This window comes from Granulicella sp. dw_53 (assembly GCF_018449545.1).
Lineage (GTDB): Bacteria > Acidobacteriota > Terriglobia > Terriglobales > Acidobacteriaceae > Edaphobacter.
Map to the genome: position 1 here is coordinate 17,130 of NZ_JAAVUR010000013.1, position 25,472 is coordinate 42,601.

At 52.7% G+C, this 25,472-nt stretch carries 16 protein-coding genes; 5 read left to right on the forward strand and 11 right to left on the reverse strand.

Annotated features, from left to right (window positions below; all coding sequences use genetic code 11):
- Positions 1-357 precede the first annotated feature (357 nt).
- Positions 358-1,077: a hypothetical protein gene (locus tag HB393_RS18465; RefSeq protein WP_213806676.1), complete on the forward strand. Its 720-nt coding sequence runs from the start codon at positions 358-360 to the stop codon at positions 1,075-1,077.
- A 219-nt stretch (positions 1,078-1,296) separates the two neighbouring features.
- On the opposite strand, the gene HB393_RS18470 is transcribed toward HB393_RS18465, so the two are convergent.
- From HB393_RS18470 to HB393_RS18480, 3 genes are all read right to left on the reverse strand, one after another.
- Positions 1,297-3,534, reverse strand: a complete 2,238-nt coding sequence (locus HB393_RS18470) for a transferrin receptor-like dimerization domain-containing protein (RefSeq protein ID WP_213806677.1) — start codon at positions 3,532-3,534, stop codon at positions 1,297-1,299.
- A 225-nt stretch (positions 3,535-3,759) separates the two neighbouring features.
- Positions 3,760-5,130, reverse strand: coding sequence for a M20/M25/M40 family metallo-hydrolase (locus HB393_RS18475; protein WP_213806678.1), 1,371 nt, complete (start codon positions 5,128-5,130; stop codon positions 3,760-3,762).
- 224 nt (positions 5,131-5,354) lie between these two features.
- Positions 5,355-5,612 (reverse strand): hypothetical protein, encoded by a 258-nt coding sequence (locus tag HB393_RS18480; protein WP_213806679.1) that lies wholly within the window; start codon positions 5,610-5,612, stop codon positions 5,355-5,357.
- Between the two features lie 43 nt (positions 5,613-5,655).
- Between HB393_RS18480 and HB393_RS18485 the strand changes: the two genes are divergently transcribed.
- Both HB393_RS18485 and HB393_RS18490 read left to right on the forward strand, forming a co-directional pair.
- Complete coding sequence (locus tag HB393_RS18485; RefSeq protein WP_213806680.1) at positions 5,656-6,225, forward strand: amidohydrolase family protein; 570 nt, start codon at positions 5,656-5,658, stop codon at positions 6,223-6,225.
- 23 nt (positions 6,226-6,248) lie between these two features.
- Positions 6,249-6,395, forward strand: coding sequence for a hypothetical protein (locus tag HB393_RS18490; protein WP_213806681.1), 147 nt, complete (start codon positions 6,249-6,251; stop codon positions 6,393-6,395).
- Between the two features lie 97 nt (positions 6,396-6,492).
- Here the strand turns inward: HB393_RS18490 and HB393_RS18495 are convergent, their stop codons facing one another.
- The 4 genes from HB393_RS18495 to HB393_RS18510 all read right to left on the reverse strand — a co-directional run bounded on the left by HB393_RS18495 (position 6,493) and on the right by HB393_RS18510 (position 15,279).
- A complete protein-coding gene (locus tag HB393_RS18495) occupies positions 6,493-8,079 on the reverse strand; it encodes an alpha-L-fucosidase (protein WP_255551338.1) in 1,587 nt (528 codons plus the stop codon).
- 187 nt (positions 8,080-8,266) lie between these two features.
- On the reverse strand, positions 8,267-8,572 hold the full coding sequence (locus HB393_RS18500; RefSeq protein WP_213806683.1) for a carboxypeptidase-like regulatory domain-containing protein: 306 nt from the start codon (positions 8,570-8,572) through the stop codon (positions 8,267-8,269).
- Positions 8,569-11,256, reverse strand: a complete 2,688-nt coding sequence (locus HB393_RS18505; RefSeq protein WP_213806684.1) for a M14 metallopeptidase family protein — start codon at positions 11,254-11,256, stop codon at positions 8,569-8,571. The genes HB393_RS18500 and HB393_RS18505 overlap by 4 nt, the downstream gene beginning before the upstream one ends.
- A gap of 402 nt (positions 11,257-11,658) precedes the next feature.
- Positions 11,659-15,279 (reverse strand): TonB-dependent receptor, encoded by a 3,621-nt coding sequence (locus HB393_RS18510; protein ID WP_213806685.1) that lies wholly within the window; start codon positions 15,277-15,279, stop codon positions 11,659-11,661.
- A 563-nt stretch (positions 15,280-15,842) separates the two neighbouring features.
- On the opposite strand from HB393_RS18510, the gene HB393_RS18515 reads away from it, so the two are divergent.
- On the forward strand, positions 15,843-17,120 hold the full coding sequence (locus HB393_RS18515; protein WP_255551361.1) for an MFS transporter: 1,278 nt from the start codon (positions 15,843-15,845) through the stop codon (positions 17,118-17,120).
- Positions 17,121-17,251: 131 nt separating this feature from the next.
- Positions 17,252-19,459 carry a glycoside hydrolase family 3 C-terminal domain-containing protein gene (locus HB393_RS18520; RefSeq protein WP_213806687.1) on the forward strand — a complete coding sequence of 736 codons (2,208 nt, stop codon included), beginning with the start codon at positions 17,252-17,254 and terminating at the stop codon, positions 19,457-19,459.
- Positions 19,460-19,489: 30 nt separating this feature from the next.
- On the opposite strand, the gene HB393_RS18525 is transcribed toward HB393_RS18520, so the two are convergent.
- The 4 genes from HB393_RS18525 to HB393_RS18540 all read right to left on the reverse strand — a co-directional run bounded on the left by HB393_RS18525 (position 19,490) and on the right by HB393_RS18540 (position 25,466).
- A complete protein-coding gene (locus HB393_RS18525) occupies positions 19,490-20,659 on the reverse strand; it encodes a Gfo/Idh/MocA family oxidoreductase (protein ID WP_213806688.1) in 1,170 nt (389 codons plus the stop codon).
- A 229-nt stretch (positions 20,660-20,888) separates the two neighbouring features.
- Entirely contained in the window at positions 20,889-22,331 is a 1,443-nt protein-coding gene (locus tag HB393_RS18530; RefSeq protein WP_213806689.1) for an ATP-binding protein, read from the reverse strand.
- The gene (locus HB393_RS18535) at positions 22,328-24,496 is read right to left on the reverse strand and encodes an ATP-binding protein (protein ID WP_213806690.1); all 2,169 of its coding nucleotides are present in this window, start codon (positions 24,494-24,496) and stop codon (positions 22,328-22,330) included. Before HB393_RS18535 ends, HB393_RS18530 begins: the two co-directional genes overlap by 4 nt.
- Positions 24,465-25,466, reverse strand: a complete 1,002-nt coding sequence (locus HB393_RS18540; protein WP_255551340.1) for a SpoIIE family protein phosphatase — start codon at positions 25,464-25,466, stop codon at positions 24,465-24,467. Before HB393_RS18540 ends, HB393_RS18535 begins: the two co-directional genes overlap by 32 nt.
- Positions 25,467-25,472 lie beyond the last annotated feature (6 nt).

Below are 25,472 nucleotides of genomic sequence, written 5' to 3' on the forward strand. Positions count from 1 at the left end.
ACGATTTTGCGTACCCTGGTGAACCCCCTACTCGTCCTTACGACGCGACCGGTTGGACGTTGGCATTCCAAATGGGCGTGCAGTTCGACCGCAAACTGGAGCCCTTTACCGACCCATTCGCAAAGATCACGACTGATCTGGCGATACCACTGCCGGGTACGATTAGTGGACCTACGAAGGTAGCTGGCTTAATCGTCAGCCATTCCTACAACGATGCCTTCACCCTGACCAATCGTCTGTTGAAGGCAAATCAACAGGTGTACTGGCTTACTACGAAGACAAATGTAGGCGGCAAGGAGATGGCTCCGGGAACGATCTGGCTTCCCTACTCTGCTGAGACGGAAGATCCTCGAAACAGTGACGACACAACTAGGCATCAATGCCTTTGCTGTGGCAAAGAGACCCGAGGGCGATGCTCTGCAACTTCATTTGGAGCGAATCGCACTCTATGACCAATATGGCGGCTTGATGCCCTCTGGATGGTTTCGCTGGCTGCTGGAGCAGTTCGAGTTTCCCTCTACCGTAGTGTACCCACAGACGCTAGATGTAGGCGATCTGAAGAAGAAATACGATGACATTCTCTTCAGCGATGGAGCTATCACAGCGCAGGGTCGGGATAGCCTAGCCGGTTCCTCGCTGGCATCGCGTCAACCCAAGCCAGAGACAATTCCTGCGGAGTCCCTCCCTTGGCTCGGCGCTATCACAACTGAGAAGACTATTCCTCAGCTACAGAAGTTTGTCGAAGAGGGCGGGACTCTGCTAGCGATCGGTAGCTCGACTAGCATCTATGAGTCCTTCCACCTGCCGTTAGTGAATGCAGTAACAGAGATCGTTAAAGGCAAGACGGTCAATGTCTCTCCTGAGAAGTTCTATATCCCGGGATCGTTGATGCGTACCCGGGTGAACACCGAAAGCCCGGTGCGTATGGCATGCCAGCAAAGGTGGACGTATTCTTCGATAGAAGTCCAGCGTTCCGGGCCGATCCCGATGCGTCGTTTCACGGAGTGCAGACGGGAGCTTGGTACGCCGGCGGAGACCTTCTGGATAGCGGATGGGCATGGGGACAGCAATATCTGAACAACAGCATCGCCGTGGCCCAGGCAAAAACGGGCAAAGGCAAAGTGATCCTTTACGGACCCGAGATCACCTTCCGCGGACAACCACACTCAACATTCAAATTCCTGTTCAACGGGCTGCTCTACGGACCGGCAACTCCAGCCGTTCTGAAGTAGAACTACCGCTGGAGTTCAAGCCATGACGCAGCAAACCCTGGGGCCGGAAGTGTCGTTCCGGGGCCTACTGCCCCCCAGCCGAGAGCGTCTGAGTTGCTGCCCTGAGAAGAACAGATTCCCGTTCGATCGCCGCTGCCGTGCGAGCAATCTCCACATCGACGCCCTTCCACTCCTTCTGCTCGACGGCCTCGCGCACCGCGGGTAAAGTTTTGACACCATAGCCAGTAAAAAATCCAGGTGCATAGATCATGTTCTGAAACCATGGCCGATTGGGGAGACCAGTTGAATCGAGGAGGGCTCGTTCGGCCCGGATGAGTTCCGGATTCACAGAGGACTTCGAGGCATTTGCTGCAAGGGCCTTGTCGTAGTCGGCAGCAGCTGCAGTGAGGTCGTCGGAGGCTTGATCGAGCGGGGCAAAGTTGAAGTAGGGCGGGAGTGCTTCCACAGGCGGAGCTATCCTTTTCTTCTTTGGATCCTCGAGAGCCTTATAGACTCCGTCGGCAATTTCGGTGTTGCGCTCCTTGATCTGCGAGCGCATCGTGTCGGCCAGCTTCTTCACTTCAACTACGTAGGTATGAATGGTCTCCGCAAAGTCCCCAAACTGGAAGGGAATAACATCAGCATCAGCCATGCGCATCATCATCGTGCCTGCGGTTTGAGCCAGGGCGCGGCCATAGACGAAATCAGTGTCTTGAAAGTGGGTGTACCAGTAGAAGTCGTCGTAGATAGAGTGATACTGCCCTCCGCCCTGATCTTCGCCGCCGAAGCCCAGATTCACGCTGGCGATTCCGAGGTGGTCGATGAAAGCGGTGTAGTCCGAACCAGATCCAAGAGCTCCGATGCGAGTATCGGAACGTGACCGAAGTTCGGTCTGTGCCTCCGTTGCAGCATGCGAAAAGGAGACCAGACGCTCCCTCTTCCAAACCGACATCTTCGTCTCAGGGTCTTCAACGTCTTTGGTGACACTGTTGATGAAGTTTTCAAGCGAATGCGAACCCTCCGCGCGAAAGTAGCCGCGGCCATTGCCGTCGGAATTGAAATAAGCAACGGCGTGCTTCGAAAGTTCTTCGGCATGGGTTTCGACCCACTCCGTGGAGCCGAGAAGAGCTGGCTCCTCGCCATCCCAGAAGCAATAAAGCAGAGTGCGCTGAGGGCGCCATCCCTGCTTCAGAAGTTCTCCGAGACCGCGAGCTTCTTCGAGTTCGGGGCTGGCGCCGGAGATAGGGTCGCCTGCTCCGTTGACCCAGGCGTCGTGATGGTTTCCTCGGATGACCCACTGATCGGGAAAGGTAGAGCCAGGAATGCGGGCGAGGACGTCATAGAGAGGCTTGCGATCCCAATTGAAGACTAGTGCCAAATGAGCCTTCGCGATACTGGGACCGGTCTTGTAAGTGATGGGCAGACTGCCGCGCCAATTTTCCGGGACGAGTTCACCACCGAGAGAGAGCAGAAGGGGCTTGGCATCTTCGTAGGAGATGGGCATTACAGGAATCTTGGTGATGGTCTGGACTTCGGCGAGAGGGATGAGCTTTGCACCCGGGACAGCACCGATTCCGGGGGTTTGAGGATCCCCTGGATAGACGGGCATGTCCATAACGCTGCCGCGTTGCGCTCCGTCCGACGGTCGCATTGGACCATCAGGGTATATATCGCCGCGTGCGTAGCCGTCATCGCGGGGATCAGAGTAGATCAGGCACCCGACAGCTCCGTGCTGCGCGGCCAGCTTCGGCTTGATGCCGCGCCAGGTCTGACCGTAGCGAACAATCACAATGGCGCCCTTCACCGAGACTCCCATGGCCTCCAACTGCTCATAGTCGGAGGGCGCACCGTAGTTGACGTAGACGAGCGGAGCGGTGACATCACCGTCACTCGAGTAGGCGTTGTAAGTGGGGAGTTGCTCTTTCTTCTGATCGGAGGTGGGATCGATCTTGAGGGCCGGCTCGTCGAGCTTTGCGACAAACTTAGTAGGACCGAGGAGCTCTAGCTTTCGAGTCTTCGGTGTAGGAAAGAGTGTGTCGAAGACCTCGATTTTGGCATCGAGCCCGTAAGATTTGAGTTGCGCAAGCAGCCACTCCGCGTTGTCCTTATCGTAGGGCGACCCGACGTGGTGGGGACGAGCTGAGAGACGGCGCATGTTTTCACGAAGGCGGGCGGTATCTGGCATGGCGCGAAACTTCTGTTCCCACTGAATCTCTAAGGCAGAGTGTTCCGAGGTATAGCCCCGGAGCGGAGTGGCAGGGCCACCGTCGACTGCGAACGCAGAAGTGGCAGCGAGGGTAAAGAGGGCAATCATTTTACACATAGGGCAGAATCCTTTTGATTCAAGTAAATAGGTGCGAAATGAGAATATAACGGTTCAGGCGATCGCATAGAAAAGCTCGACAAAGGTACGGCCGCCCCGGCCACTGCCCCCTGGATGAACTCACGACGATTGACCGCAGCAATTTCCCTCTTCGGATCCATTTTGCCTCCCTGCAACAGTGCTTGATGCGTTAAGGTACGAAGTGAGTTGAAGTACGAAAACGTCTTACTGGAGCAGTGTGAGGACGATCAACAGAGCGTTTTGGGGCCCCTTCCATGAATCTGTGACATCATCGATCTCATTCAAGGAGTGCGCCCCCTGATCCTTTCCTCCTCCACCAATGGTGATCGCGGGGATGCCCAGATGCATGGGTATATTCGAGTCGCTCGAGCCGGATCCGAATGTGGCCTCCTGCAGGCCCAGAGATTTGATCGAAGCTATCGCAGTGGTCACAATGGCAGTGTTCGGATCAGTCTGTCCAGCCGGCCGAGTTCCAATCTCTTCGATCTTGACGCTGAGCTTGCCTTTGTCTTTCCAGCGGGCATTTTCCTCGTCCAGACTGGCATGAACGACTGCCTTGAACTTCGCGTCCAGAGCATCTAACGACTTAGTGTCGGGAGAGCGCTCATCGAACTCAAACCATGCCTCGAACGGAATAGAGTTGACGGAGGTTCCTCCACCGACGCGGCCAGCGTTGAAGGTCGTTTTAGGCTCAGTGGGAACTTGAAGATCGTCGATATGGGCGAGTGCGCGGCCTACAGCCTGGATCGGATTTGCAATTCCGAAGGCGCCGTAGCTATGGCCTCCCGGACCAGTGAAGGTGACTCGGTAACGATAGCTACCTACACCTCCGTTCGTGACGCGATTGGCCTCGCCCGGCTCAATTGAGAGGAAGTAGTCGATTTGACCCTTCATCGTCGTCCCGAAGAGTTCTTTCATTCCCCTCAGATCTCCAGGACCTTCTTCTCCCACATCTGCGACGAAAGTTAGCGAGCCCTGCGTCTTGATGTGGGTGTCGTTCATTGCCTTAATCACAGAAAGAAGCGCGGCGAGACCACGGCAATCGTCGCCGATTCCGGGACCTTTGAGGATATTGCCTTTGCGGGTAACATGAACATCCGTCTCCGCCGGAAAAACGGTGTCTAGATGGGCCGCGAGCACGAGGTGCGGATGAGCCTCCGCACCCGGGCGATCGCCCAAGACATTTCCGGCATGATCGATACGGACATTTGCCAGGCCGGCCTCCTTGAAAAGGCGCGCAAGCTCTGCTGCCCTCTTCTCTTCATGAAAAGGCGGCGAGGCGATCTCGCAGATCCGCACTTGTTCGTCGATAAAGTGCGGTTCGTTGCTCTTGATCGCTTGCATCGCAGCCTGAACGTCAGACCGGGCAAGGATGGTATCGGGTGTCGCGGCTACCTTCGCTTCAACGCGATGAACAGCGCACAGGAGGAGGAATGCCGCCGGAATTACAAGATGTCCAGGGGAAGAAGCTTGCCGCCCAGCATGCAGCAGCCGTGACAGAGAAAGAACAGCAAGGAAGACGGAATAGGCCAGGCATTTGCGAGCCATCAGAAGAACAGAGAGTCGGCGTTTCATTGATCGGATAGTTCCCCCATCGTTCAAATTCGTAACTTGTGACGAAAAGAAAACGGTCAGTCGTAGGAAAAGGCAAACCGATACCAATGGAAAACAGAGAGCGCACAGCGGAGCTTTCGCTAGAACCGAGACTAGTCGTTGCGAGGCAACGAACGATCTGCTGTTTTTGAGATGAGGCTTTGACTAGTTTCTAATACGTCGCTCAACTCCTGTCAATGCATTCATTAGGACTTCCCTTCCACAAGTGCGCCCTGCGTCTCCGCAATTACGGTGGAAATTGCTTCGCCTAAATCGGGATCCTGCGTTATGCTCTTTTCAACACCACTGAAATTTGAGTTATGCACAAGAGAGTTGAGAAATTTCTCTTTTCGAAGTCCATCGGCGAAGAGGTCTTCTTGCGCACTCGACACTTCATCGCTCGACATACCAGCTAATTCGAGTGGATCCCCCACCCTTTTCGGTCCGACGCTGCAATTTCCCATCTAGCTTCCCGTCCCAGTGTCAATACTCGAAAGGAATTAGCCCGTGAAGATGTCCCGCCCGTATCTCTTAGCCTTGGCAATCACCCTTCTCCCGACAATCTCGCACGCCGCGGAACCTACAGGCACGACTCTCTACGTGCGCTGCGGCAAGCTGATGACTACAGTCTCAGATCCCCTCAAGGGACCAACCTCGATTATTGTCACCAACGGCAGGATTACGGCTATTGGCCAGTCCCTGGCGGTTCCAGCCGGAGCCACAGAGCTCGATCTCTCGAAATACACTGTCGTCCCAGGATTCATCGATTCGCACATTCATCTTTGGAGCGGCCCGAGAACCCATGGATCGAGCGCATCCTACGGTCTCCAGACGCTCCGCGCGCAGGAAGCTGTCGCCTATGCCTTGAAGTCCGGTATTGTCGGTGTGCGAGTGCTTGGAACCGACGGCTTCATTGATGTGGCGCTCGCAGATGCGGTAGATGAAGGCACCATCTCAGGACCGCACATCCTCCCTTCGGGTCATCAGATGTCGATTCCTGCGGGCCACTCGAACAGCTTTACCTGTCCCGCGACGATTCCTTTGGATGCCTTCTACACCCCATTGCTCTCATCGTAGATCTACTGCAAGGCAAAGGGCACATGGTCCTCTTCGCTCTGCGGCCCTTCTGGCGTTGGCAGACGCAAGGAAGCTACTTCTTAGGTTTCAATGACGTCTTGAACTGGGCTCATCTGGACGCGGGCACACCAGCGCCACCCGCAGAAAAGAAAGCGGGCAGCACCGAGTAACTTCCTTCAACATAAGGAAGAGCCCAGTCCCGCTTATGGCCGGGATTGGGGCTCTTTTTGTAGAACACTCACTTATAAGGTTCCTCGGGCATCCGAACTAACGCTTAGGAACCGGAAGGTCTTCCCCGAAGATCGTAAGTAAAGGATGCTGAAGGACCGCCCGGTACTCATATAGTTGGCCTGGCTCGGGATGAAAAGTCGCAGAGAACTGACCAGGGTGCTCTGCGAGCTCGAGTGGAAGATGCTGCCAACCGTGTAACCGCGATCGGGTATCCTCTCCTGTAATAATCCTGTACTCGAATCCAAACCTTGCTCCTGGAGCATCCGCTCCGTCCTGCCAACTGCCTCGCAATGTCACCACGCCATCTCCAAGTTGCGCCGGCAAAGTATGGACAATAGGTGGCGTAAACGCTTCTTCCACATTCGTCAGACGGATTACTGAAGGGTAAGGCCAACTGTCGCTATCCCGCAGACGTTGTGCCCGCATGACGCGAATGTGTAGGCCGTCTGCCTCCTGGTGTGCTGTACTCAACGGATGTAGGTCCGGTCGATACTCTACTGTCTGATCATCCTGCCCGAGAAGACCCACCGTAGTACCAGGAGTTGTCCGCACGGTCTTTAGGACAACTTCACGCCAGGTACCCCGCTTCCACACCGGCGAATCATCGTCGCTGTCGAGGATTGCGTAGAGCGTATGTTTATCCTTCGATCTCGTAAACCAGATGTCTCCCTCATTGGTAACCACCCAAGGCCGCGTGCCATAGATGGCGTCCGAGTTAAGGAACATCCATGACCCGAAGGTACGCAGGCGATCCTCTTGCTCCGAAGGAAGAGAGCCATCAGCTTTTAGCCCGACGTTCAACAGGAGATTTCCCCCTCTAGACCGGGTCTGAATCAAAATACGCAGAAGATCGTGGACGGATTTATAGTGCTCGTCGGAGGGCTGAAATTCCCACGCCGTGCCGATGGTCATGTTGCTCTCCCAGGCCCCCGGTAAGGGCGCTCCAGGAATATTCTGCTCCGGCGTCTCGATGGCTCCGCGTGTAACGACCGTGTCTGGCTGCAGCTTCCACGCAATGTCGCGAAGTTCCTTGGCTTCACCGTCGAAGAAGACAGCAGCCACCGGGCCATAGTGTGTCATCAACTCGGTGATCTGGTCCTTATCGAGCTGCATCAAGCCAGGATTAGCGCCGGGTTGCACCTGTGGAACAAGGCGCTCGATTGGCTTACCGTTCTGATGGAGCCAGAGGAAATCATCCGGAGAAAAGTAGACGCCCGGAGCGATCCCCTGCTTACGAAAGGCGGAGAACATCTCAGCAGTAATGTCCTTGGCATACGGGGTATGCATACTGTTAAACGTGACCGTCTTCGTGTCCCACATACAAAAACCGTTGTGATGCTTAGTGGTGAACATCATGTAACGAAAGCCCGCGGTTCGAGCGAGTCGCGCCAGGCTATCAGGATCGAAGTGAACCGGGTCGAAGGTCTGTGGCAGTTCGCGATAGAAGCGGTCCACGTACTCGGGGCTTGCGCCTGCGAGCGTGTGGCTGATGATCAGACCGAGTTGTGAGTCAACACTCCAATGAATAAATAGGCCAAGGCCTTGATCGCGAAACCACTCCAACCGCTCAGCCCGATTTTCTTGTGGAAAGTTCGACTGAGCAACAAGTGGAGATCCCGCCATCGTGGTAACCAATATAGCTATGCATGTGCCGATGCGCAGAAGGGAAAACATGCGACGAGTGTACACCGACTCTCAGGACAAATTATTTTTTGAAGACATGAAACTACTATGCGAATCGCAGGAAGCTAGGACTTCTAGCCTAATGGTAACTAGGCATTTCACACTACATCGCTCCTCGTCGCAAGCCCTACTCTTCAAGCTGCTCTTGGCGATTGAAGTTTGGGGTCTCCACAGAGATGGAAATCATATCCGGCTCCAACTGAGGTAGTGCGTACATCCCATCCCCATTCGAGTGCAACACTCTGGTCCATCCCTTCGAAATATCTATCACCGTAATTGTGGCACCCGGAATAACAGTTCCTGAGGCGTGCGTCACTATTCCATGAACTTCTGCAAGCACGCCTTGTGCATACAAAAATGGGTCAAAGTTCTCCACAAGCAGCAATGTCGCAAATCCTAGCACTATCCTGAATCTGTATGATCCCTTTCTCATCGCGCACCCCGCTCAGCAGCATTGAAACTACCCTTCGAGGTTTTGCTCTCAAGCGGCACGGCCGGAATAGAGCTCGCATAAAGTAGAGCATTAAAGAAGAGCCGGTATGTCGCTTCGGATTGCGCACGATACTGGGGTCTGAATCCGAAGAGGACAAGTCTTCCCTTTCCTACAGGTTCTTCGACGAGTGCAGACGTGTTATTGAGGTACTTGCCGCCCAAGATCCACCCACTTAACAGTGGGTTATCGCTAGTGTAGCTTGCGATGGAGTGTCCACTTCCCTGCACCTGAAACGCAGGACTCAGTTCGAAAAAGATCGGAAGCTTCTCCGGAAGGCCGAACCCGATTGGATTCGATCTATCGACCTTCACCTCCAAGATGGATCCGGGAATATAGAAGTCCTTGTTCGCAAGTCCTGCAAGAACATTTTTTACTTCGGCAGAGTCATTGTTAGCGTAAACAGTGGAAGCTCGGTTGAGCGTCAAAATAGTGCCGCCGTCCTGTGCAAAGTCGCGGAGTGCAGCCAGGCCCTGATCACCGAGGCCGCCCTTGTATTCAGGAGGAGTAGCTGGAAATTCCCTGGAGTCAGACGAGGTGGAAGAATCGACCTTGGCTACTGAAGTAGTCGATTTCGAGGGAAGTGATGGCTCGCCACCTCCTTCTCCCCGGCCCCCAGTACCTATGGTAATTGCGGCCGAAGAGTTATCCGGCAGGATCACTGCATCAAAACGTTTGAATAAGTCACCCTTCTTGATATCGGCATCTACTACGCGCGTATAGGGAATTTCATTTTGATCGAAGATCCAGCGTGTCCAGCCCTCATCCATTGACGCGACCCAGCTCTGATAGAGAGCGATGCGTGGAAGCTTTACTTCGAGCCTGGAGCCAACTACCGGCGCAGTCGTAAGCTTGAAGTGCACCGGCCAACGTGTTGCTGCAGCGGTGAGAGCTTCCTGCAAATGCGGCTGTACCGGAAGGTAGATGGTCCCCGGTGAGTAAGGCTGACCCGTGAGGCGGTAAGCACGCACGTTATGCTTGAGCAGCCCAAAGAGCGCGAATAGCGAGCCGTTAGAACCGTCGTCCAACAGATATCCGTACTTCACTTTTCCGGACTCTATAGTGCCGGGAGCCATGATCGCATGATCGACCGGCACCCCCTCCACGTTGAAGGAATGTGCTATTTCAACAGCCTTTACCCCAAGAAGTAAAGGGAGAGTCTGCGCCGTGACATCATAGGGCCGTTGGAGAGGGCCTCCGGGGTACTCGCGAATGTTCGGATAGTTCTGAACCTCGAGTAATGTCTTCGCGAATGCTCCATATGGCTGAGCGAGAGGAACAATATAGCTTCCCTTGCTGAAGTGTTGATCTCCGGCGTCAAAGTCCGTCGACGCCTGCTTGATCTCGACTTCGCCGCGACGCAGGATACTGATCAGACGTGCCGTCGAAGCTGGATCTGATTGCTCAGACGGAATTACATATGCGAAGGGACCGCCGTACTTCTGTTCCGTCGCATTCTTCAGAATTTGATAGTAGTTAGTTAGATAGCGTTCGCGATTCAACGCGACGTTGTGAGCGATCGAAAAGAAGGCGTCGAGTTGATACGCAACGATGTCTCCCAGACGCCATGTCCCACCCTTCCATGGGTCGGGGAAGTTCCAGGTACGAACCTTCGCATCGTAGCCAATACCGCGATCAAGTTTGTCAAAGGGAATTTCGATAGGTGAGGCGATGTTTGCACTGGCTGACTCGGTGAGGACACGAGCAGTGCCGTGATACGCCATATAGTGACGCGCGGGAGACCAGAGATCATATACGCCATGAATCAGCACACCGGACTTTCCACTCTGTGCAACTTCGAGCGCGGTGTCCGTACCGAGTGCATTCATCGTGCTCACGAGTAGCGGGTCAATATTTGGATCTATCGGGTCCACCCAAGGCGGCAAGTAGATGCGCGGGCCGCGCGCGCCCATCTGGTGCAGATCGTAAAGAACCTGCGGATGCCAGGGATTAATAACCTTGTCGACCGCAAGTTGAGTCTCTACCTGCGTAAAGCCGTACCAATCACGGTTGTCGTCATGTCCGACATAGTGGTGATACATCACCACTGGCAAACTGCCTTCATAGGGAGTACCGAGATACTTCTTGTACCAGTCGACGACCAGTTGCTCTCCGTCTGGATTCAACGACGGAACGAGAACCAGAATGACGTTGTCGAGAATCTCCTGTATCTGCTGGGTTCGTCCCGTCGCCAATCGATAAGCAAACTCTGCAGCACTTTGCGAACTAGCAATCTCAGTCGAATGGATATTGCACGTAACAACAAGGACGGCTTTACCGCGCTTTGTAAGCTCCTGAGCTTGATCAGGTGAAGTTATACGAGAATCTGCAAGTCGACGTACGATATCGCGATAATCGTCGGCGTGCTTTAGGTTCTCTGCTGAGGAGATCGTCAGCGAAACAAACGGCCTCCCTTCCGTCGTCTTGCCCAGTTCCTGATAACGAATACGATCCGATTCGTGTGAGAGCTTGTCAAAGTAAGCAGTAAGCTGTGTCCAATCCGCAAGCTTTCTATCTGTGCCGGGCTTGAAACCAAAGGACTCTTCAGGTGAGGTAATGTGCTGGGCTGAGGCTGCGAGGCAGAGTATTCCCAACATAGAAAGAGCAGTAAAGCTTTTCAAACGCATATATACGAACTCCGTACGAAATTGGGTGACAACCGTCGTCAACCGCGCACAGAGCGATAAGCACCTACTCAAGAGAGGCTACAAATCGAACTACACACTGACGACGGCTAGATCATCTTTGGGGGATTTAAAGAATAGAGAAATTACTTGGAACATCGACAAGCAAAATTACCTGCGCCGGGAACGACAAAAGGATTGCCGAAATGTGAACACCAAGAACGCATGCATTAGATATATCAGATATCAGAAAACTGTCAAAGAGTAATTCCGGGTTTAGATGTCATGTATAGGCCACACTCCAGTTCACGACATAAACAGGAGTAGACGGCTGCAGTCATCAATGCCTTAGCCGTCTCCTCCAATCTCGCCGAAGAGGAAAACTAACCGAACTTAAATCCCACGTCAGAATTTGAATTTTACTGCAAGCAACATGGTGCGTTGGGTAAACTTCGCGTCTGTAATGCCCCGGTTAGTGTTGGGCACTTGCGAGGTAAAACTGCTGTTATTCGCGGTCTGCAACTTCAAACTGACGAGATCGGCATTACTGAATCCAGGGAGGGGATGGTTGAGGAAGTTGAAGGCAGTTCCGCGTAACTCCACAGCCTGATGCTCGGTGATGTGAAAGGTCTTGTAAATTCCGAGGTCCGAGTCGAAGAACGACGGCGTGCTTAGATAGGGAGCCTGACGGATGCCGACCTGTCCAATCTGTGGTGCCGTAAAGCAGTCAAGATTGACGTGCTGGTAGGTTTTCAGGTTCGCGGTAGGATTGCATGTAAGGATGGGAAGTACGCTGTTGGACGGAGTTCCGTAATAAGTCGAAGAGCCGATCGTGTGCCCCAGTGTGGTGTTCTGGATGGTCAGATTGAGATTCTGGCTGGTATTGGCCTGCAGGTTGCCCCCGGCCTGCCAGGTCGTAGTACCGGAAAGTGTCCAGCCGTTCACTGCACCACTCGCTAAGCGATTGCCATGAATTGGTGACCCAAGGTCGAAGGCATAGGAAGTATTGACGACATGCGGACGATCTATATTCAAAACTCCGTAGTTGTTTCGAACGTTGAAGGCATCGAGAGTGCTGCTCACGATCCCCAAGGACTTAGAATAAGTATAGTTGGCATTGAAGGTAATACGACCAGTCTGCCTGACGAGGCTGAACTGCGCACCGTTGTAATTGGCATAACCCAAATGGGAATTCACCGAGATAGCGTTCGTCCCATAGCCCTTGGAGAACGGAAAGTAGTCGACGATATTGGGCACGTTCTCTGGATCTACCGGAGCGGGTGCCCCTGTGACTGGATCGGGCTTAAATAGACCGCCCAGCGGAATCTTGTTCTGATTGACGAAATTCGCGCCACCCACACCGGAGCCGTTACTCTGACCACCCATAAGAATGTTCTGGGTGTTATTTCCGACATAGGCGACTTCTAGAAGCATCGCGTGGCTCAAACGCTGCGAAATAGTCAGATTATAGGCATAGGTAACACCGGTCTTGTCATCGCTCTCATCCGTGGCGAAAACACTCGATGGTAGAGTTCCGAGGCTGGCTGCATTAGCACCAAGCGCACCGATCTCTTTGAGGGTGATTGCCTGATTGTTGTTCGTATTGAACGTCTTGACTCCGAGCGCAGTTTGAAGCGGCCCGGCATAATCGTTGTATTGATCATTCCAGCGGTAAGCGGCCCAACCGCCACGCACGATGGTGGAACCATTTCCTCGAACGTCATAGGCTAGTCCAAGACGTGGCTCGAGAAATAGAGTCTGAACGGGCGATCCGCCGTTTGGAATAGATTTATCAATCGCATGCCAGGAGACACCAGGATAGACCTTACCTGCAGCCAGATCGGATGCGTATCGCTCTGGCCGCCATACAGCCAGGCCCGTACCCGTGCCATCCTGCCAGCGGCCTAGGTGCTCGAGACGCAGGCCGAGATTAAGAGTCAGGCGCGGCGCGACCTTCCAATTGTCCAGAATATAGCCAGCCACCGTGGTGTAGTGCATATCGCTGATAGGGTTGACACTATTTTGGCTAAAGGCCGGGTTTGTCGTCGAGTTCCCCGCGATTCCCATTAGAAAATTAGCGAGCGGATTCACTGTGCCAATAGTTAAGCCGGTGATCTGGTCCGTCTTCGCACCACTCGCAAAGGAGAGTGACCCATTTGCAGATCCATAGGTACCCTGCTTATTCGCGGCGCGGCTCCAGTACCCCCCGATCTTAAAAGTGTGGGAACGATAGACGATCGTGAAGTCATCTGAGACGGAAGGCGACTTCTTGATCGAGTTGAAAGTTCCATCCTGCTGAAAGATGTCGGGCTGCGAGATGTCCGGCAGGGTACGGGCGCCGGGTGAGTTAATGGAAGGCACTAACAACGACGCCGTGCTATAGACGCTTCCATAGGGATACCCAAGCGTCGAGGCATACATTGCTTTGAGATTGGCGGCCGAGTAGGGATTGTCGAGCCAACCGGCCGCAATGCGAAGCTCATTCGTGGCTGCCGAGGAGAAGACATGGATAAAACTACCGCTGAGTACGTGAGAGTGGACCGGGCTAATAAGAGGACCACCGGGAAATGCTACTGCGTTGGCGGGATTAAAGTAGATGTGGGCTACTGTGGTCTCGGAATCACTACCATACTGGTAGCTAACGAAAACCTTATTCCGATCGCTGAGATTGTAGTCAACACGACCGCGGTAGATATAGCCATTGTGAGTGTTGCTGGGCTGCAGAAAGTAGTTGTAGCCGGCGGCGTTGGTCGAAGGATCAACATTGGAGGCCGGGAAGAGTTTCAATAAAGCGAGAGCGCCTGGATCCAAATACTGCGCCGGAATCTGTGTTCCCGTCAGAGGCGTACCATCGGGAGCAAATCCGCCGGTGAGGGACTGGCAGAAGTCATTGCCTGAGCTCTTGGCACAAAGCGCAGCATTAGCCGGATCGCTCAAACTAAAATTACCAGCACGCATGGCAGGGGTTGGCACGTAAGAGGTCAATGGCGAAGCAGCGGGAAGGTTCTGCCTGAAGGCCTCGAAGCCAGCCCAAAAGATCAACTTGTGACTTCGATTGAAGTTGGTATGCGGAATAAGAATGGGACCGCCAATGCTGCCGCCTGGATAATAGAAGGAAGATTCCGGACGAGGTGTTGGGGTTGTGCTGTTCTTGTCCTGCCAGGTATTGGCGTTAAGAACACCATTACGAACATAGAGATAACCTTGGCCATGAAAGTCCGATGTGCCGGAACGGCTAATGATGTTGATGACAACCGGCCCTTGTGCCGCATCTGCTCCGAAGTTGGAGGTCTGGACTTTGACCTCTTGGGTCATATCAGGATTCACCGTCGCGATGGAGTAGCAGGCACACCCGGGATCGATGATGCTGGCGCCGTCCAAAAGGTAAGCGGTGCCGCCACGGTATGGCGCACCATTCGCGTTCAAACCATTGCCGACTGCTGAACCTGAAGATCCGGCATCTGAGAAGTCGAATCCCGCCCCGTTGCCAGTGCCACTAGCAGTGGTAGTGACGCCGGGAAGGATCTTTAGCAACTCCGACATATTGCGGCTTTGGATAGGCAGGCGATCGATGTCTTTTGTGCTCAGCAAGGCTGAACGCTCACCAGAGTCTTCCGGAGCAATTTCATTGGCGCTGCTCTGCACCGTTACGCTTTCAGTTGCCGCACCGACCGCGAGGACAAGATTGGGTAGCTTGCGCACGTCGCCAGGATTAACCATAATATCTGCTTGGCGAAGGCCCCGGAAACCCGATGCTGAGACCTCGATAACATAGGTACCAGGAATAATGCCGGCAAAGGTGAAGTAACCGGAGCCATTGCTGTCGAGTTCCCGCTTATCCTGGCTAGCAGTATTGGTCAACACGATATGTGCATTCGGAATGATTGCTCCGCTGTCGTCCTGCACGCTTCCCGAGAGGCTTGCAGTGGTCTGAGATAGAACATGCTGCGAGATCCCCACAATCGCCAGAAAAATCAGCAATAAGGTTTTTCTCTGCAAGATCGAGGGGAGGTGCATGGACTTCATAAGGGCCTCTTTCTAAATGGTCTCTGCTTCGTCTCTGATGGTTTAGATCATGCCTTTGGAGTCTAGGCACCGGTTTTGGTATCGGCAGGAAGCGAGAGTGGGAGGGATTTCAATATATCGTGTGAGTGAGATTGTTAAGACATGTTCATAAACCGGCATCTTTGAAGCAAAGGGAAAGCTTGAGGAAATTTCTCACGCTAAATCGATTTAGCATTGGCCATCGCCGAAAGCATAGATCGCCGAATCAACGAACGTCAATAAAAAAAATGTTTCTCAAATGAAGATTCAAGTTCGTGAGGTACCGTTGCATCGTTGTTGTGTTGAATCTGCGGTGGCCTGCGTATATCTGCTAAGTTTGCCGGCGTCTGCACCGGAATAATGATTCGTTTGATTACCCGGCCGGAATAACCTGCTCGTATCGAGTTCATTCGATGCCTAACAACAAGTATCTTCTCGAGCAAAAAGATTCGCTTCCAATGTAGCGTCTTACGATTGATGATGCTCCGTGATTCGCTAAGAATATCAATGCGAGTTTTAGGGTCATTCAGATATATTCGTTGAACTTGCATCCGGCGGATGCGACTCAGACTCTAAACCGGGATATTGCTCGCGTGGCCAAAACAACACTCATAAATTCAAGGAGCGCGGATGAATCTTATCCTTATTGGCTTCTGTATTGCGGCTTTTTCTTGAATGGGATGGGTGTCGTCCTGCTCGGTCCGTTGTTGCCGCATATAAGTCATGCTGGGGGCCTGAGCGATTGGCAAGAAGGTGCTCTTTTAGCAGCCCAATTTCTTGGCAGTTCGCTTGGATCCCTATTCGCCTCTCGTCACTACCACACTATGATCGCCAGAGGCTCGATGAGTTCCTGTCTTGGCATCGCATCGGTTGCGTTAGCACTCACGAGCGGCCACAACCCACCCGTGATATTGGCAATCACCTCTCTCTTGGTCTACGGATTCGGACTTGGACAAGTTATGACATCCATCAACCTAACGTTGGGCAGAGATGCTGAAGGCCGGGTATCCCGCCTATCTCTGGGGAACGCTCTTTGGAGCCTCGGCGCCATTCTTTCGCCAATGCTGCTTACACAGCTCTTGCAACGCGTTGTTGCCCTAAACTCGATTCTCTTTCTTGTAGCAGCATCTTTCCTCGGCTTTACACTGCTCTCCAAGATCGTAGTCGTACAGCGTTCTAACCTAGAACTTGTAAACGCGACGACCAATATTCCTCACAGCAGTTTCCCGATTCGAGTTCTATTGCTGTTTGGAGCAATGTTTTTTCTCTATGGGGGTGCTGAGACGTGTTTCTCCGGATGGCTTACCACCTTTGCCCATCGTTCCGCGGGCATTCCCAATACCATCAGTCCTCTCTGTACCTCGGCGTTTTGGTTTGGGGTAGCCGGTGGTCGAGCACTTGCAAACATACTGCTACGCGGCTTCTATCAGCGATGGGAGATGTATATCTTGTGTGGTGGCGCACTGATTTGCAGTCTCGGATTGTTAGGTAGCGGGACGATGCTTTCTCTCTCCATCGTTGCCGCTTGCTGCGGAACCTTTCTAGGTCCGATCTTTCCAGTCGCCTTCTCGTCGTTGCTAAGTATGGATCCCTCTCCGCGACAGAGTGGTTTCGTCCTGACATGCTGTGGAGTCGGTGCCTCTGCCCTACCGTTGTTCCTGGGCATTCTTTCTCAAGTCGCATCGCTGCGCATGGCACTTTTCTTACCGAGCGCATGTCTCCTGACAATGCTCGCACTCGCATGGTTATTGGACCGCTTTAATTTTTCCTCCCCGATTCCAAATCTTCAGGCCACGATCAAGTCAGAGCCGGTTGCCAATTAGTCTTCTCACAGACAGTTCGGCCTATTGTCAAAACTGTTTTAGTCCTTTGAAATAACGCATGAAATATTGAGAGCCAAAACTACATGCACCATTTTGGTCCTGCAGCATGAGCGAATCCCTACGAGGATAGGATGAATCGAGAACTGTCGAAGCTCAAGAAGCTTATATGTGTAACGTGCCTAGTCATCCTTGGATCCATTGGATGTGCTCTCGCAACAGCCGAACAGGCCACCCTACCTTTCAACGACCCATCACTCCCCATGGAAAAGAGAATCGATGATCTCCTCTCGCGTATGACACTCGACGAGAAGATTGCCTGTCTCGGCACGAAGACTGCCGTGCCTCGCCTTGGAGTAAAAAGTTTCGGCAGTTCAGAGGGTATTCACGGAGTAGTGCAGCGCGGCAATTATGGCGGCCCTATCGTTCATACAACGCAGTTCCCTCAACCACCTGGAATGGGGGAGTCATGGGATCCCCATCTTGTGCGGGAAGCAGCAGCAGTGGAAGGTTATGAAGCTCGCTTCATCTCACAAACTGAAAAATACAATAGACAGATTCTCATGCTTTGGGGACCGCAGGCCGATCTTGCCCGAGACCCACGTTGGGGACGCAGCGAGGAGGTCTACGGTGAAGACCCCTTCTTCAATGGAACAATGGTCACAGCCTTCGTCAAAGGTCTTCAAGGGGACGACCCCAAGTATTGGCAGGCAGCCGCACTACTCAAACACTTCCTGGCCAACAGCAACGAAATGTACCGGACAAGCTCATCCTCTGATTTCGACCAGCGGCTCTTTTGGGAGTACTACTCTGTACCGTTCCGTATGGGCTTTCTCGATGGCGGAGCCGAAGGCGTCATGGCCTCTTATAACGCCTGGAATGGCATACCGATGGTCATCAACCCCGCGTTGAAGGAAATCGTCCAAAAGCAATGGGGTGTGGGTGTTCTGTCCAGTGATGGAGGTGCTGTAAAGCTGCTCGTGAATCCCCGCAAGGCCTTTCTCAACCAGAAAGAAGCGGTCGTTGCCTGCCTAAAAGCTGGCATTAATCAATTCCTGGATACGTATCAGGAGGAGACCCGAGCTGCGCTCAAAGACGGCATAGTGACCGAAGCCGAAATAGATGCCCTGCTCCGACCGAAGTTCCGCATAACCACGCGTCTGGGTCTGCTCGATCCACCTGAGATGGTCCCATACTCAAAGATTAAAGATTCGCCCGAGCCTTGGAATACCGAAAAGGAAAAAGCCATTTCGCAAAAGATGGCACTCGAATCACTGGTTCTTCTCAAGAACGAAGCCTCTTTTCTTCCACTCAAGAAAGATTCGCTTAAGTCCATCGCAGTAATTGGACCGCTTGCCGATTCCATCCACTGGGACTGGTACGGCGGATTTCCACCCTATGCCGTAACCCCTCTCGAAGGAATCAAGCAAGAAGCCGGTCCCAATGTAAAGATCAACTACGCTAGCGATGAGACCAACCAGGCCGCAATAAACGCGGCGCGTTCCTCCGATGTCGCAGTCGTTGTCGTCGGCAATGATCCTACCTGTGGACCCGATATGGCTAAGGACTGGCACGACACAGCCGACGGAGGCGGGACTCTTCCCTGCACCGTTCCCAGCGATGGTCGAGAAGGGAGTGACCGCGAAAGTCTAACCCTCAATCAGGAACAATTGATCAAGCAGGTCTATGCGGTCAATCCGAAGACCATCGTCGTCCTGGTCTCAAGTTTTCCTTTCACTATCAATTGGACCCAAGCTCACATTCCCGCGATTTTACACATGGCGCACTCTTCTCAAGACGAAGGCACCGCGATCGCCAAGGTACTCTTTGGAGCCTACAACCCCGCCGGTCGTTTAGTCACGACTTGGCCTACGTCTATCGAACAACTGCCGCCCATGATGGATTACAACATTCGTAACGGCCGGACCTACATGTACTTCAAAGGCCAACCGCTCTACGGGTTCGGCTATGGATTGAGTTACACAACGTTCCGGTACTCCAACTTGAAAATCGGTTCGCCGCAACTAGCGAAAGATGGAACAGTTACGGTCAGCGTCGACGTGAGTAACATAGGACAAAAAATCGGCGACGAAGTCGTCCAACTCTACGTCAGCCACTTAGGTTCCAAGGTCGAAAGGCCAAAGGAAGAACTTAAAGGTTTTCAACGGATTACTATCGAGCCGGGTCAGACCCGCACGATACAGATGCCTCTCAAAGCCTCCACCTTAGCGTTCTGGGATGAGACAAAGGGAACCTTCAAGGTCGAGACAGAGCCAGTCCGTCTTATGGTCGGAAGCGCCTCTAACGACATCAAGCTCTCTACAGTCTTGCACATAAAATGAGGCTCTACACAGAACCTGACCTCAGAAGGCCTACGACTTGAGGGGCCATACTACTTGGCCGCCTCGATGATAAGCGAGATTACCAATGTGTCCTGCACGCGCTGCGGCAACTCCAGTTTCAACAGGCGCGTTTGGCTCTTTGCGGCTCTTGATGCATTCGAAGAAGTTTTCCATATGAGAGATCGTACCGTCCCGGAAGCTATGTTCTGAAAGAACAGGATTCTGATCGGCTTTAACTCGTTCCCGATACAGGCTGAATCCAGCCCGCGTCAGCTTCAACGTCGCTTCTGTACCTCGGAACTCCAAACCACCGTCATCGATAGAAGACGCCATCATGCCTTCATACACGACATCAAAGCCGGGATAACGAAATCCAGCCTGGATGGTATCCGGACAATCCCACTGCTCGAAGACATATTTATCGCCGAGGAACTGCGCCTTGACAGGCTGGTCGGACTTCATCGCCCACTGAACGACATCGATCCAATGACTGAACAAGTCAGTCATTGCTCCGCCTCCGAAGTTCCAGTACCACCTCCAATGACTGTACTTCTCAAGACTAAACGGCTGATCTGGAGCAGATCCGAGCCAGCTCTTCCAATCAAGTTGACTTACGTCAATAGGTTTTGAAACCCAGCTGGCATTATAGTTTTGCCACCAGTAAGTTCTGACTTGGAGAACTCTACCGAGGCTGCCTCCCTGAATAAGGTCGACCGCGTTGCGAAAGTGACTCCAGCTACGTTGCTGCATGCCACATTGAAAAATTTGTTTGCTGGAACGAACCGCGTGAATGAGCGGCGTTCCTTCTTCGATGGTATGAGTAACCGGTTTTTCCAGGTAAACGTCCTTACCTGCGGCAACGGCGTCTGTAGCGATGCGAACATGCCAATGGTCAGGCGTCGCAATAATGACTGCATCGATATCTTTCTTCTCAAGGACCTCTCGATAATCGACGTGCGTAGTAGCGAGACCATTGGACCGTACCTTGACGGCCTCGCAATGAGGAGCATACACATCGCTTACCGCTACAATCTCGTAAGAACCCAGATTATCGGCCGCATCGAGCAGATTCCTCATTCTCCCGCCCGCCCCTATTACGCCTACGCGCAGAGTATTGCTTGCACCGAAGGCCCTCGTCGAAGCAAGGGCTGTGAGACCGCTTCCGATAATGAAATTACGGCGATTGGGTTTGAGAGACATGACGCTCCTATAATTTTGTTCCAGATGATATTAACAGTGAAAATTCCGTTTCGGCGTTGAAGTCTGAAAAGAAAATTGGGTATTGCCTCACTGTGAATCGACGTACTCGGTCCTCTGCCACTATGCCTAAAGTATTGTTTTAAGGATGACCAAGGAAGTAAAAGTATCTTGGAACGCAAATGCTCAGGCGAGTTTTGAGGAGTAATCGGCCAAGAATTTAGGAACACATCTAAGCAGATGCAGCGTTTCGGAGAGGAAGGATAACGGATATACAACTTCCTGATCGGTCGGATTCGGACGTGCTCCGCACCTGGATACGACCGCGATGTTGCTGAACGATTGTGGAACTGAGCCAAAGTCCCACGCCTGTTCCCTTCAATTCTTTCGTTGTAAAAAATGCGTCAAAGACTCTGTCCCGATTCTGCTTGGGGATACCGATTCCATTGTCTGCGATGGTCACACGTCCACCCGGTTCCTTGTTCGCTCCATAAATCATGGAAGAAGACACTTTGATCCGGATCTCACCTTCCGGGAAGGACGCGTCGATTGCGTTGCGTAAGATATTTGAAAATACCTGTCGCAACTGCGCAGGAAAACCATTAACGACAATTGCGGAACGCCATTCCGTCCTGACTCGCAATTTCTTCTCAACAATAGACCTATTATTCAGGGCCAAAACATCTTCAAGCAATTGTTGAAGATCAACTTCGACGGGAAGAGCCGACTCTCGATGAAAAGTCAGTATCTGTCTCGTGATTCTAGAGACACGAGCTACCTCGTCTTCAGCGGAAGAGAGGTATTCCACCCAGCTCTTCGAATCGAAAGTCGTTCCTTTTAACAAATAGAGCAGATTAGTAATTGCCTCAAGCGGATTATTGATTTCGTGAGCAATCGTATGAGCCATACGTCCCGTCGCTGCCAGACGCTCGTTCATAAGTGCAGCATGCTCTGCAATCTTCTGTCGCGTAATATCGGCCAGGACAAAGATGCTACCGGTTCGGACTGCGTCCAGGAATACTGGTTCGATTCGCGCTCGAAAGTAGCGAGACTTAGAACTCAACTCACTAACCTCTGCCTCGTCCTCATTCGAAAGTTCAACATCCAAAGCCGTCTTGAGTACGTCAAAAAGGGGGTGACCTTCGATCTCTGTATGGGATCGTTCTAAAAGAGCAGACATCGCTCGATTACATCGTTCGATCAATCCGGATTTGTTGATGATCGCAACGCCTTCGCTCAACGAATCGAAAGTAGACTGCCACTGCTTTGCTGAAAGCTTCGCGAGAGATTCGGCCTCATGGAGTTTTACTAAAGACCGAACAGTAGCGATGAGGACGTTCGGCTCTACCGGTTGAGTAAGATATGCGTCCGCCCCGCTTTCAAGCGCATACACCCTACTCTCATTATCGACGAAGGCAGCCGATAGCTGCAGAACAGGAATGTGGCTAGTACGAGGGTTTGCTTTAAGCCTCCTGCAAACTTCATATCCAAGAATGTCCGGCAATTTAACGTCGAGCAAGATGAGCGACGGAACCTGTTGCGCTAGTTCCAGTGCTTCTCTTCCACTCTCCGCCTCCGCCACCTCATAGCCTGCCCGCTTCAAAGCATGGACTACCGCATAGCGATTAGCCGGTCTGTCATCCACTACTAAAACTAAGTCCTTGTCAGCTCTCAAAGCCCAGTTCCTATCCCTTCAAGGAGCTGTAATAGTCCATGCGAACCGCCCTCGCGGCTGAAGGCCTGCTTGGGATAAATAAGGACTTTAGCATCTGACAAGCTCTTTCTTTCCACTACGGAAAGTTGCTTCGAAGAATGAACAATTACAGGAAGAGCCTTCGATGACTCGATACTTCTAATCTCTCGTAGAACCTCGAAGCCATTCATGTCAGGCATGGCGATATCAAGAATAATCGCATCTGGGAACTCTGCTTGAATCAATCTCATCGCTTCGCGGCCGCCGTGCGCTTCCAAGACACGATATCCCCCTCTTGCAAGAGCACCACCCACAAGGTAGCGTGTCACCTCATCGTCGTCCACGAGCAAAATTGTCTTTGATGCTTTGCCTTCAATCAGCTCACGTACAACGTTGAGGAGCGTGAACGGTGGAACGGGCTTCGCTAGAAAACCCGCTGCACCCGCACTCATGGCGCCCTTCGGATCGTCAATGACGCTGACAACAAGCACTGGCCCCAAATAACCCTGAGATCTGAGTTCATCGATAAAGAAGAGAGAATCCTTCTGATCTATCAAACGGTCGAGTACCACGAGAGCCGGCTTGGTTTGTTTCATGGCTGCTCTTGCACCCGGAATATTAGCAACAGAAAGAGCCTGGTAATCACTATTCTTCAGCGCGGACTGGTGCACGAAGCTGGTCTCGCGGTTATCCTCGATGAACAGTACGATCGCTTTCTTGTTGTTCTCATCCAGCACAGGGATCGCCGGAGGCTCCGATATAGCCTTTCCAAAATATGCGGGGATTTGGACTGTAAAGGTAGACCCAAGACCGGGTTGACTCTCCACCTCGAGGCTGCCACCCAGAAGCTCTGTAAGCCGCCTCGACAATGGAAGCCCAAGGCCAGTTCCCTTCACCTGGTTTTGAAGTTCGCCCTCAATCTGAACGAACTCTTCGAAAATACGGCCTTGATCTTCTACCTTAATGCCGATCCCGGTATCGGCGACTCGAAAGACTACCCATCCGCCAGACTTCGTTTCGGCCGTAACCCGGATATGTCCCTTGCGAGTGAACTTGAGTGCATTTGATATGAGGTTGCGAAGTACCTGCGATATCTTCCCTTCATCTGTATAAAGTGTCGGGATATCCGGTGTTGTTTCAAATATTAAATCCAAACTATTCCCAGCGAGTAGGGGCTTCAACATTCCGCGTAGTGCGCCAAAAAAATCAGAGACCTCAAAATACCTTGGCTTTACGTCGATCTTACCCGCTTCTACCTTGGCTAAATCCAATAGATCGTTGACCAGTTCCGATAGTTCACCTGCAGAATGCTGAATAAATGTAATCTGCTTCTCTTGCTCAACCGTCAGCTCTCCATCCATTCGTCCCAGCAACAAGCGGCTTAGGGACAAGATCGAGTTGAGCGGCGTCCTGAACTCATGCGACAAATTCGAAAGAAAACTGGTTTTGAGATCCGAAACTCTACGCAGATCATCCGCGTGTTGTTCCAACTCCGCGTAAAGAGCCACAACACCCCGATTGGTGTCTTCCAACTCCTGATTCAAATCCGCGAGCTGTTCCTGCTTTTCCTTAAGCACGGCAAGCGTTCTAAGGAGCTCCTGATTTTGCCTTTCAATCTCCCCAAAGGGATCGGCAGGATTCCCGCCCGCAAGCTTCGTTGAGATCGCCTTTATGCTCGATGGGGTCACCCGGGCTGCAGTCGGTGGAAGTACCTTTCCAAATTCAACGTGCGTGCCTTCTGGGGAGGACGCGATGTGAAAATGATCCATTAACCGCTTCGTGCCAATCAATCCCATTCCGAGGCCGGTCTTAGAGATATAGCGTCCATCCAGAATCTCATTCAGGTTGGAAATCCCGCGTCCCTTGTCGGTGACAGAAATCATGAATACTTGAGGCGAAGAGTTTCTAACTGAAAAATCAACCGTACCACCTTCCGCGTACCGAAAGGCATTGCGGGCCAGTTCGGAAGCAGCAGTAGCCAAACGGATTTGATCCTGATGCTCGAAGCCGAGTGATGCAGCGAGATCGCGGGCGCGTTGTCGCGCATGAACGACATGCCGGTCATGCCTCAAAGGAATCGTAAGAAGCGGTAATCCGTAGATATCGTCCATAGGCTTAAATGCGTGTGATAAGTATTGTGACATCATCGCGCTTCCGGCAGAAGTCTCTATAGAGAACCCCAGCGATGAGCGCCGGATGGCGCGATGCCAGTCCTGGATAACTTTCCAGATTCCAACGGGTCGCCATGCCATCCGAATGCATGACTAGTGTGGACCCCTTCTCCCATGGATAGGAAAAATGCTGCATCCGTCCTACCGAGTGGCCGAGTGTCCCATTCATCGAGACCATGCTGCGAACCTTGCCAGAGTGATAAATCGCTCCGGCGACATTACCGACACCGGCAAAATTAACAACCCCTTTATCATGGACGACCTCAGCGATTGACACTGCGGCTCCCCGCGTCTTCGTCAATGCCCCGTGCGCTTCAGAGAGAATACGCGTTGGCGTGAGATGTGACGTCTCATGAAAAACACGAATAGCTTCCTTTGAAGCCTCGGCCGCTAACGGCCCGTGGCCCAATCCATCTGCAATGATATAGAGACTTCGTTCCGTGGTGTGATTTGCGCTCCATGCGTCGCCACAAGCGGTTTCACCAGTAATCGGTAGTGAAACCGCACCTAAGATATAGTCACTTCCCGAAGTATTAGCGGAGGGCGATTCCTGCACGACGCGAGCGAATAGAGCGGTCCCCTGCCCCTCGAGGGAATAGACCTGCAAAGCGGAGGACAGCCGCGACATCGCACCCAAACCCTGACCAGGTGTGCCCGCGGTTGAGAATCCATCTTCAAAGGATCGGCCGATATCGACAATGCCTTTTCCACTGTCCAACGCCAGGACGTCTATTCCTGAGTCGTCTCGGAAACGCCAGGGGCGAAGCACGATCTCTCCTTGTACAGCATGTGCCGCGATGTTACCGGCGGCTTCGGAGACGATAATGCCAAGTTGCCCTTGCCGCAATTCAGTAAATCCCATGACATTGGCGAGGGAGAGCGCCTGGCGGCGAGCATGGCCAATCTGGCTGGAATCAGCCGAGCTGACCGGAACGACTACGCTCATCGGCAG

What these genes read in the sequence shown, in the direction of transcription:
- HB393_RS18470 (WP_213806677.1), bottom strand. Translation starts at nt 3,534, where the DNA reads ATGTGTAAAATGATTGCCCTCTTTACCCTCGCTGCCACTTCTGCGTTC.
- HB393_RS18475 (WP_213806678.1), bottom strand. Translation starts at nt 5,130, where the DNA reads ATGAAACGCCGACTCTCTGTTCTTCTGATGGCTCGCAAATGCCTGGCC.
- HB393_RS18480 (WP_213806679.1), bottom strand. Translation starts at nt 5,612, where the DNA reads ATGGGAAATTGCAGCGTCGGACCGAAAAGGGTGGGGGATCCACTCGAA.
- HB393_RS18490 (WP_213806681.1), top strand. Translation starts at nt 6,249, where the DNA reads ATGGTCCTCTTCGCTCTGCGGCCCTTCTGGCGTTGGCAGACGCAAGGA.
- HB393_RS18495 (WP_255551338.1), bottom strand. Translation starts at nt 8,079, where the DNA reads ATGGCGGGATCTCCACTTGTTGCTCAGTCGAACTTTCCACAAGAAAAT.
- HB393_RS18500 (WP_213806683.1), bottom strand. Translation starts at nt 8,572, where the DNA reads ATGAGAAAGGGATCATACAGATTCAGGATAGTGCTAGGATTTGCGACA.
- HB393_RS18505 (WP_213806684.1), bottom strand. Translation starts at nt 11,256, where the DNA reads ATGCGTTTGAAAAGCTTTACTGCTCTTTCTATGTTGGGAATACTCTGC.
- HB393_RS18510 (WP_213806685.1), bottom strand. Translation starts at nt 15,279, where the DNA reads ATGAAGTCCATGCACCTCCCCTCGATCTTGCAGAGAAAAACCTTATTG.
- HB393_RS18520 (WP_213806687.1), top strand. Translation starts at nt 17,252, where the DNA reads ATGAATCGAGAACTGTCGAAGCTCAAGAAGCTTATATGTGTAACGTGC.
- HB393_RS18525 (WP_213806688.1), bottom strand. Translation starts at nt 20,659, where the DNA reads ATGTCTCTCAAACCCAATCGCCGTAATTTCATTATCGGAAGCGGTCTC.
- HB393_RS18535 (WP_213806690.1), bottom strand. Translation starts at nt 24,496, where the DNA reads ATGATGTCACAATACTTATCACACGCATTTAAGCCTATGGACGATATC.
- HB393_RS18540 (WP_255551340.1), bottom strand. Translation starts at nt 25,466, where the DNA reads ATGAGCGTAGTCGTTCCGGTCAGCTCGGCTGATTCCAGCCAGATTGGC.